Annotated in this window: 9 protein-coding genes; 1 reads left to right on the top strand and 8 read right to left on the bottom strand. The window is 37.2% G+C overall.

Annotation, left to right across the window (positions count from 1 at the left end; translation table 11 throughout):
* Positions 1 to 244: 244 nt before the first annotated feature.
* The 8 genes from PHP06_09675 to PHP06_09710 all read right to left on the bottom strand — a co-directional run bounded on the left by PHP06_09675 (position 245) and on the right by PHP06_09710 (position 7,747).
* Entirely contained in the window at positions 245 to 568 is a 324-nt protein-coding gene (locus PHP06_09675) for an L-rhamnose mutarotase (GenBank protein ID MDD3840820.1), read from the bottom strand.
* Positions 569 to 584: 16 nt separating this feature from the next.
* Entirely contained in the window at positions 585 to 1,616 is a 1,032-nt protein-coding gene (locus tag PHP06_09680) for a uroporphyrinogen decarboxylase family protein (protein ID MDD3840821.1), read from the bottom strand.
* Between the two features lie 12 nt (positions 1,617 to 1,628).
* Complete coding sequence (locus tag PHP06_09685) at positions 1,629 to 2,597, bottom strand: ABC transporter permease (protein ID MDD3840822.1); 969 nt, start codon at positions 2,595 to 2,597, stop codon at positions 1,629 to 1,631.
* Positions 2,598 to 2,609: 12 nt separating this feature from the next.
* Complete coding sequence (locus PHP06_09690) at positions 2,610 to 3,617, bottom strand: sugar ABC transporter ATP-binding protein (GenBank protein MDD3840823.1); 1,008 nt, start codon at positions 3,615 to 3,617, stop codon at positions 2,610 to 2,612.
* Between the two features lie 3 nt (positions 3,618 to 3,620).
* Positions 3,621 to 4,124: an ATP-binding cassette domain-containing protein gene (locus PHP06_09695; GenBank protein MDD3840824.1), complete on the bottom strand. Its 504-nt coding sequence runs from the start codon at positions 4,122 to 4,124 to the stop codon at positions 3,621 to 3,623.
* Between the two features lie 72 nt (positions 4,125 to 4,196).
* Positions 4,197 to 5,237, bottom strand: coding sequence for a substrate-binding domain-containing protein (locus tag PHP06_09700; GenBank protein ID MDD3840825.1), 1,041 nt, complete (start codon positions 5,235 to 5,237; stop codon positions 4,197 to 4,199).
* Positions 5,238 to 5,408: 171 nt separating this feature from the next.
* Positions 5,409 to 6,902 (bottom strand): sugar ABC transporter ATP-binding protein, encoded by a 1,494-nt coding sequence (locus tag PHP06_09705; GenBank protein ID MDD3840826.1) that lies wholly within the window; start codon positions 6,900 to 6,902, stop codon positions 5,409 to 5,411.
* Between the two features lie 62 nt (positions 6,903 to 6,964).
* A complete protein-coding gene (locus tag PHP06_09710; protein ID MDD3840827.1) occupies positions 6,965 to 7,747 on the bottom strand; it encodes a DeoR/GlpR family DNA-binding transcription regulator in 783 nt (260 codons plus the stop codon).
* A 283-nt stretch (positions 7,748 to 8,030) separates the two neighbouring features.
* Here PHP06_09710 and PHP06_09715 point away from each other — a divergent pair.
* Positions 8,031 to 8,142 (top strand): tRNA 2-thiocytidine(32) synthetase TtcA (locus PHP06_09715; protein MDD3840828.1); only part of this gene is annotated, 112 nt, incomplete at its 3' end.

Raw genomic sequence — 8,142 nt, forward strand, 5'->3', positions numbered from 1 at the left:
TCTTGATTGACCTAGCATACGTTTTAATATGTAATAGCGATAAATTGGCATGTTATTGATATACGAACAATTTAAAGAGATGATGGAAAATAGAAACGTGTCAATCGAAACGTCCCCATGACACGAAACAAAAAATGTGTCAGGCGAAACGTCCCCATGGCATTTCCATGTCAATCGAAACGTCCCCATGACACGAAACAAAAAATGTGTCAGGCGAAATGCCAGTGATTTCGCCTTAAATTTATCAATCAATATGAAATACCTCTTCCATGTCAGCCCACCATTCTCCTTCTTTCCTTGTATCCAAGGGTATCTGGCAGGGTTTGCATTCATCCCACCACTTCTGTGTTATAGGATCTGCAGCCATCTTTTCCATGTCAGCCTGATAATCGTCTCCTACATATTCAAGGTACGCAAACAAATAGCCGTCCTTATAAAATATAGAATAGTTTTGTATATTACACTCTTTGATCATATCCAGTACTTCTGGCCAAGGGTTTGCGTGCAACTTCTTATATTTTTCCAATTTTTCAGGATTTACCTTTATTATTTGACCAAATCGTTTCATCATCTAATCCTCCTATTTATTCTTTTACAGCATCGAATAATGCTTCAATATTAGCCGGATTTACATCTGGAAGCACTGCTTCATGGCTGGGCGATATTATAAGTCCGGTAGGAAAGATTTCTTTCAATTGCAGCACTTTTTCTCTCATTTGTTCAGGTGTACCGTTAACCAATAAGTTCTGGGCATCCACACCTCCACAAAAAGACACCTTATCCCCAAAATCCTTTTTCAACCTTTCAGGTTCCATGTTCTTTGCCAACGCCTGAATAGGATGGATCACGTCCACTCCCAATTCTATCAAGTCCGGAATCACATCATGTACTGCACCACAGGAGTGATGAAATACTTTTAATCCATAACTTTTGGCCTGTTCTATCAATTTTTTTGTGCCTGGAAATACAAATTCTCTTATAGCATCCGGAGAAAGCATGAGGGAGGTCTGACTGCCAAAATCGTTTCCTATCAGGATAGCATCCAACTTCCCTTTTGTAGCGCTGTAGAATATTTCGTTGGCATCCAAGTAAAACTCCGTTATTCTATTTATAACCGCTCTGAACATGTCCGGGTTTTCCAGCATCTTTATCAAAGCCGTTTCCATTCCAAAAGCTGAACATGCGTCTTGAAAATGACAGGACCATAGTACACCCAGCTTGGGGTAATCCTTAGGTGCTCGTTCAACGGCTTTCTTGCATTCTTGAGGATCTATATACTTAGAGGGATCCGGCCAATCAAATGCATCTACCGCTGAAGCATCTGAATAATCCTCAAAAAATCCCGGTGCTGTCAACGTCCTTCCATCAGGCATACCTTCCGATTCCTTTTTAAAATCTAAAGCCTCAGCTATAGAATCGCTCACAGGAGAATGATAAGGAATATCCACAGGATAAATATCATCATCTATTATATGTTTCAGTTGTTCTATATTTTCTGCATTGAAGTATTCAAGCAATCCCGGTTCAGCTTCCGGTACAGGCAGACCCAGCCAGCTAGCCGGCCTGTCAACGGGACGTCTTTCGATGGTAGCATAAAATCGATCCATTTTATTCATTTACATAACCTCCTATTCCTTTTGGAAACTGTTCATTATGACGGCTATCAATATAACCAATCCTCTTATCACTTGCTGCATATAAGGGGTTACGCCTAATAAAATCATACCATTGGTCAGCACTCCTATAAAAAGCATACCCATCAAGGTTCCTGTTAGTTTTCCTTCTCCTCCGAACATGCTGGTTCCACCTATTATAACAGCAGCAACTATATCCAGTTCCCACCCTACACCAGTTTCAGGCGAACCTGCCATCAATCTGGAGGATAATACGATGCCCGCTAATCCGGATAAAAGAGAGGTAATAGTAAAAACAATAATCTTTATTTTTTCTATCTTTATGCCTGAAAGCCTTGCCGCTTCGGCATTACCACCAATAGCATATATAGATCTTCCAAAGGGCGTTCTATCCAGGACGAAAACACCTACTATGTATATAGCAATCATATAAATAACAGGTAAAGGAATGATCCCTACATGCCCTGCTCCTAAAGTATAGAATTGTTTAGGCAAATCTCCTACCGGATATCCACCGGTTAAAGTATAGGTAACTCCCCTGACCACCGTCATCATGGCAAGGGTGACCAAAAATGCATGAATATTCAGCTTTGCAGTAACAATACCGTTTATCAATCCCCATATGCTGCTAAGTATTAAAGTTATAATTATAGCAGGAAATATAGGCATTCCACCTCTCATGAGCAATGCGTTGACAACGGATGCAAAAGCCACTATAGCTCCAACACTTAAATCTATTTGTCCCAAAACAATTACCATGGTCATGCCTACCGCTATAATGGACTGTATAGAAATCTGCCTTAAAGTAGACACTATATTGGTCACTGTAAAAAATTTATCTGTTGAAAAAGACAATATTAAAACTAATAATAAGAATAAACAATACAACATGTATCTGCTGAAAAATTCCTTGACCCTTATTTTGCTCCCTATTCTGTTTTGACTTTCTTCTGTCCCTAGCAAATTAAACCCTCCTCACATAGCTGCTCTATCTTTATTCTGGGTAGTAGCATAGTATAATATTTTTTCTTGACTAGCCTCGTCAGCTGCCAGCTCTTTTGTCAATTTTCCATCAGCCATCACAAGTATTCTATCGCTTATCTGTAATATTTCAGGTATCTCAGACGAAATAACAATTATCCCCATACCCTGATCCGCTAACTTGTTGAGTATGCTGTATATCTGTCCTTTTGCGCCTACATCTATACCTCTGGTAGGCTCATCCAATATCAACACTGAAGGATTTACTGCAAGCCATTTGGCTATTATCACCTTCTGCTGATTGCCTCCACTCAATTTTTGTAATATCTGATCTATACTGGTTGCTTTTATGTCCAAGTATTTTATATATTCTTGGGCTAGTTTCTTTTCTTTATCCATGTTAATAGACATGTGTTTAGTTATTCTGTCCAGCACCGTTATAGATATATTCTCCTTTATATCCAGTCTTGGAATTATGCCTTCTCCTTTACGATCTTCAGTTACAAATCCAATGCCCAAGTTTTTTGCATCCTGGGGCGAATTGATTTTAACCTTTTTGGATTTAAATATTATTTCTCCCGATTGTATGGGATCTAATCCGAATATACTTCGGGCAAGTTCTGTCCTTCCTGCCCCTGCTAACCCGGATAACCCCAATATCTCTCCTTTATGAAGTTCAAAGGATATATCGGAAAATCTTCCACCGTTCAGTCCTTGCACCTTAAGCAACACCTGATCTGATACCTTTTTTGTTTTAGAGGTATGTTCCAGATCTTTTCCCACCATATGTTCAATTATCATCTCTTTATCAGTTTTTTCCGTATCCAGTGTAGTAACATATAATCCATCTCTAAACACCGTTATCCTGTCGGCGATCACGGGCAATTCTTCCAATCTGTGGGATATATATATGATGCTTATTCCTTTTTGTGCCAGCCCTTTTACTACTTTAAACAGATTGTCTATATCGTTATCGGTGAGCGAAGCTGTAAGTTCATCCATAATCTATATCTTAGAATTATCCACCAATTCCTTTGCGATTTCTACCAACTGCTTTTCAGCTACTCCTAAATCCCTTACCAACTTTTTTGTATCAATATCACAATTCATCCGATCTAATACTTCTCTTGCCCTTGCATTTATATCTTTCCAATCTATAGTATTAAATACCTTTCTTTCCTGGGCCTGCAGTCTTCCCAAAAAGATATTCTCTGCTACCGTCAAACTATCCACCAAGCTGAATTCTTGATATACCGCACTTATTCCCATCTGTTTGGCACAATGAGGGGAATATATGTTGGCCTTTTCCCCATCTATAATTATTTCACCTTGGTCGCACTTATGAGCCCCTGTTATTATCTTTATAAAAGTACTTTTTCCTGCACCGTTAGCTCCTACAAGTGCATGTATTTCACCTTTCTTTAATTGGAATCTCACTTTCTTCAATACGTAATTGCCGGAAAATTGTTTGCTGACGTCCTTGGCCTCAAGTATATATTGCTGTTCCAATAATAAACACCTCATTCTTAAGTGATTAACAATAGTAGACAGGGTGATAACACCCCATCTACCTGTCAATGATTATTTCATCAGATATTCTCTATCATCCAAATATTTTTGTATTTCATCTTTATTTTCAAGGGTATATGTAACTAAAGGAACAATTATATTTTCTTCAGCATCTTCACCTTTTACCAATTTTACTGCTGTCTCTATGGATTTATATCCTATCTCAAAGGGCTGTTGTGTCGTCACAGCTAGCAATTGAGAATCTTCCTCCAACATAGCTTTTGCAATATCGATACTCATATCAGTTCCCATTATAGGTATATCAGAATTGCTTCCCTTTAAGGCTGCAAGGCCTCCTAACAATGCTCCCTGATTCCATGCCCAAATTATATCAGTATCCGGATTAGCCTGTAGCATACTTTCTGTAACACTCATCCCATCTTCTTTAAATTCTGCATCCTGTTGGTCTACTATTTCTACGCCTTCCAACTTCTCCATCTCGTCTAGAAAACCTTTTACTCTGTCTATGCCTATGGCATACTTACTTATGCCCAGTACAGCTATCTTTGCCTTTCCATCCATATTCTCCTCAATGTACTTGGCAGCAAACTCTCCGGTTTGAGCCCCTAGAGAATAGTTATCAACACCTACATAATATTCGAATTTATCCGATTCTACTTTGGTGTTCCACTGAACCACCGGAATTCCCGCAGCATCTATCCTATCTAAAGCAGGTATAGAAGCTTCCTGGTTGGTAGGACAAATACTTATAGCATCCACCTGTTGGGATATGAAGTTGTCCACTATATCAGCTTCCTTGGCGGCGTCAGAGTCTGAACTCATAACCTTGACTTCCACACCTAAGTCATCTGCCGCACTCTTCATTCCCTCCATGACCTCTGCAAACCACTCTTGCTGGGTATCCATCAACAACGCACCGATTACTATGCTATCGCCACTGTCTTTGTCACTACTTTCTTGATCGCTGCTCTCTTGGTCACCACCCTCTGTTACTGAATCCTGAGGGGCAGACGAATCTGCACCGCAACCAGCTATGACCAATAATAATACCAATAACATACTCAAAACAGCCAAATTTTTTTTAGATATCATCTAATATATAACCTCCTTATTTTTGTTTATAAAAAATATTTGTTAGTTCTTAATATTATATTCTACACAAAGTGAAAAAATCCTTCTTTGTTTGATTGATTTTTTTTGTTTATGTTCATATTCAATCACGTATTGCAAAAAAATTCAGCCACTAGGGCTGATTTTTAAATATTAATAATAAGAAGCATAATATATTATATTTTTTTCCTTTATATCTTGATCTTTTAATTCTGCCACAATTCTACCCTCATTCAGCACCAATATTCTATCGCTCATCCCCATGAGCTCATCTAAATTAGAGGATATTAAAAGTATAGATTTGTCTTTTAATATCAATTCATTCATAAGATTATATATTTCTACTTTTGAGGGGATATCCAAACCTTTAGTAGGCTCATCGAATATGAATATTTTAGCATTAGTGAACAACCATTTAGCTAGTATTATTTTCTGCTTGTTTCCTCCGCTCAAGTATTTCGCTTTTTTGAATAAGCTATCCTCTTTTAGACCCAGCAGCTTTGCATAGTCTTTGGCAATTCGATTTTCCAAGGCTTTATCTATGACATTGTTTGTCGTCACACCATCAAAATGAGATAAAGAAATATTTTCAGACATGCGCATATTATTGACAAGACCGTCGTTCCTGTCCTCACATATATATCCTATCTTATATTTTATCGCGTCTTCGGGAGATCTTATCACAACCTTTTTATTGTTGATAAAAATTTCCCCACTTGTCAAAGTGTTCATCCCAAATATCGACTTTGCTATCGCACTCCTCCCTGAACCGGTCAATCCTGTCAGCCCCACTATTTCAGATTCTCTAAGGAAAAAACTTACATCTTTTAAAGCATGATTATCTTTTAAGTGCTCTAACCGCAACACTTGTTTGCCTGGCCTGCTCTTTATTTTAGGAAATCGATTTACAAAATCTTCTCCCGCTATCTTAAACATTAGAGCCTTTTTGTCTACATTCTTTTTATCCTCTGTAGCTATTATCCTTCCATCTCTGATAATCGTTATAGTATCAGCTATTTGCATAACCTGATCAATTTTATGTGAAACAAAAAAAATAGATACACCCATTTGCTTCGTCCTTTTAAGGACATTAAAAAAACTTTCTATTTCATCGGAATTAAATACATTTGTAGCTTCATCTATTATCAATACTTTTGAGTTTAAGTACAAGGCTTTAACGATTTCCACCATTTTTTTTTCGCCTGCACTCAATTGGGCTACCTTCTGACCCGGTCTTATATTAAAATTCAATATGTCTAACAATGCCTCTGCCTGGGTTTTGGCCTTTTTCCAATCTATAATCGAAAAAAACCTTTGTTTAAACAAAGGCCATCGCCCTAAGAATATATTTTCCAAGACACTCATAGATCCGATCAAATTTATTTCTTCATATATTGAGTTTATGCCAAGTTCTTGAGCTTGATAGGGTGTAGTCATTTTGATAGGTTTAGATTCTAAATATATTTGTCCTTCATCCTGTTGTTCTATGCCAGATAATATTCTCATCAGGGTAGATTTGCCCGCTCCGTTTTCTCCTATAATTGCATGTATTTCCCCGGATTTTAATGAAATATTTATATTTTTCAATACTGTTTGAGCATAATAGGTCTTTGAAAGGTTGCGCACCTCTAAAAGAGAGCTTTGCATCATATTCCTCCTTTTTTTACTATCGCAATTAATTAAAGAGGGCTTAAATTTTATAAGAAATCCTATGCATTAAAAGGATAACTGGTATAAATGGGAATGCCTTTTTCAAAAAAGTATTGTTTGTATTCTTCTGCCACCTTTTCGTTGGTCACCACTTTATCAGCTATGTCTAAAGGCCCTAACTTGATAAAATCTCTTTTGCCAAACTTGGTATAGTCCGCCGCTATAATAATTTCTCCCGATATCTTATGAAACTTTCTCCAAACTAGGGCTATCTCGTTATCGCTGCAAGTATAACCATTGTTTATATCTGCACCATCCACACCTAGAAAAACCTTGTTTACGTATATATTAGATATCATATTGTACGCAAATTCTCCGATCAGCGTAATAGATGTCTCATCTGCGATAGCATGTCCACCAGTTAATATCACTTTTACATTTTTGTTCTGGCTTAACTCTGCAGCGATCAGCACATTATTAGTGACTATAGATAGGTGTTTTTTAGTTTTTAAGTTTTTGGCTAATTCTAAGCAAGTTGTACCTGAACCTATGGCTATAACCTCATTATCTTCTACCAGTTGAGACGCTATATATCCTATTAGTTTTTTCTCTTCATAATTTGGAACACTATTACTTATTATGTGGGGATCTGCATTTACATCTTCCTTCAACAACGCTCCTCCATGGGTTCTCTTTAAAAATCCTTCTTTTTCTAACTTTTCTAGATCCCTTCTCACGGTGGCCTCAGACACTGATAAAATTGAACTTAAGGAAGTTACATCTACATGTTTATATAAGTATAACAATTCTTTTATCTTTTCGATTCTTTCAGCCGCAAACATTCATATAGCAACCTTTCTAAACAAACTGTGATTAAACAATATATTAATAAATGAAACTTTTTGAGTTAATATGTATATTGATGTTTATTTATTATTTAATTATATCATAAACTGAACCTGAATTTTATTTTAATTTATCATGTTATGCTGATGCATATACAGGCAAATTATTGACATACGAACAATTTAAATAGATAATAAAAAATATAGCACGGGATATAGAATAGTGAAAATAAGCGTGTCGGGCGAAACGTCCCCGTGACACGTGAAAGGAGAATTGTATTTGAAGGCTATACTCAGCAGGTTGAGGCGGGCAGTACATCAATTTGATATGATTCGTGATGGCGATAGTATCGCTGTAGGCGTTTCCGGGGGAAAAGACAGCATGGCGCTTT

Source organism: Clostridia bacterium (assembly GCA_028698525.1).
Lineage (GTDB): Bacteria > Bacillota > Clostridia > JAQVDB01 > JAQVDB01 > JAQVDB01.